Source organism: Microcoleus sp. AT3-A2 (assembly GCF_036705685.1).
Taxonomy (GTDB): domain Bacteria; phylum Cyanobacteriota; class Cyanobacteriia; order Cyanobacteriales; family Microcoleaceae; genus Microcoleus.
The window spans coordinates 1-1,539 of record NZ_JAUBVF010000155.1 but is presented as its reverse complement, the minus strand read 5'-3'; the positions used below and the strand labels follow the sequence as shown (position 1 = coordinate 1,539).

General features: G+C 41.2%; 1 protein-coding gene and 1 pseudogene. One reads left to right on the top strand and one right to left on the bottom strand.

Going from position 1 to position 1,539, the window contains the following annotated elements:
• Positions 1-525 (bottom strand): hypothetical protein (locus QUB37_RS29625; protein WP_333168802.1); only part of this gene is annotated, 525 nt, incomplete at its 3' end.
• A 206-nt stretch (positions 526-731) separates the two neighbouring features.
• On the opposite strand from QUB37_RS29625, the pseudogene QUB37_RS29620 reads away from it, so the two are divergent.
• Positions 732-1,539 (top strand): annotated as a pseudogene (locus tag QUB37_RS29620) (hypothetical protein); the annotation flags it as partial.

The window sequence follows — 1,539 nt, the reverse complement described above, 5'->3', positions numbered from 1 at the left end:
AATCGCAATCTTTGGCTCAGATTCATTGATATTTTCCTCGCTTTTTTTTACTATAGCATTTTCTGTACTCTTTGAGCGGGAAAGGAGTAAGATGGGAATTAGAGAGCGATACCACTTTATTTGAGAACCACTCCATTTGTTTGTTGTTGAAGTAGCCAGCAAGAAAATACCATGAGCTGAGCCGGCTTGTGTCAGTATCCAAATTCGCTTGGCTTCATTACGCTCTTGATACCCCAATGAAACTAGAGCTTTGTTGACTAAATCTGGCTTGATTTTGCACTCTAAGTTATCTGTGAGTATTGCTGCTAGTTCCGTTACTGTCATCCCAACTTCTGTCAAAGGGGAAGCTGCACCAATCAGTTGTTTTGCCGTCTCTGCTACCCCTTTGAGTTCTGGGTACATAGAGGCCAGCGAGTTGAATTTAAACTGGGCGATCGCGGACGCACTCAGTCCGGTATCTTGTAGCCAAGCTACCAAGTGGTCTATCGTCTCTATGGCGGCAGCAATTTTTTCAGAAGTGGGCATCTTTGCTCGCTTAGTTTTCCATATCGTGATCTTGACAGCATGGCGATATATCTAGCGGGACTTAAACAAATTTAAAGCCTAAATAAAGCCTAAATTTGCTTTATATGCACCAAAGATGCTAGCGAAAACTAGAAAGTTTTAGGCTTCTGTTCGAGAAGATACCCCCTAACGGGAGAAGTTGAAAAAAAATTAACTTCTCAAAGGTTATGGACTCTAACACCGCTTTAATCGGTCTCTCAAATATTTGCTCTAAATCTGACAACACTCCCCCCAGTGAAGTTAAAGAAGTGGTAGCGGTAATTTTCCCTTTTCTCACTCCGCCTCCTTCCGATCAACTTCCCTTTAAAGTAGGCGATATCATCAAAACTGGTAAGCATTACGGTACTGTCACTTCTCTAAATCAAACCGATCGACCTGTAAGAATTACCTGGGATGCTAGTAACAGCGAAGACAGCTTTTCTTGGAATTATACACTTGATGAAATTCGTGTCCTCAAAATCTCCCTTGTGCCTCAGTTTATTCCTCAAAAAACTACTGGAGAACTTCCAGCTTGCACAACCATCGTACTTGCTAATTCGCAACAGGTACAATTCAGTAACACAACTATTTTTCAAGTAGAATCGCTGACTGAACACCACATTTTCATCTCGACTCTCGACCAATCTTATCTCTTTCCTATTAAATTGTTTCCAGGCTTCCCGACAAGTTGTACCATAGATATTCCTGCACCTCAGCAGTTAAAAGTCGCTCGCAGTTTGTCTGTTGCTGACCTCAAAATCCGAGCTAAGACGTATTTAGCTCTCGAAATACCCGACAACTTCTTAGAATTCGCTATGCCAATTCAAAAACAGCAATTCAAAGAAAAACTGGCTCGACAATTGAGCGAAGAAAATTACGAACTTCTAGAATTTAACATAGCTTGGGAAGAAACCTGGAAGCAGGGTAAACGCATCTTAACTGGAACCCAAAATATGCTACAGTTAAATCCGACTAAGTTTCAATGTAGTTTGTTGT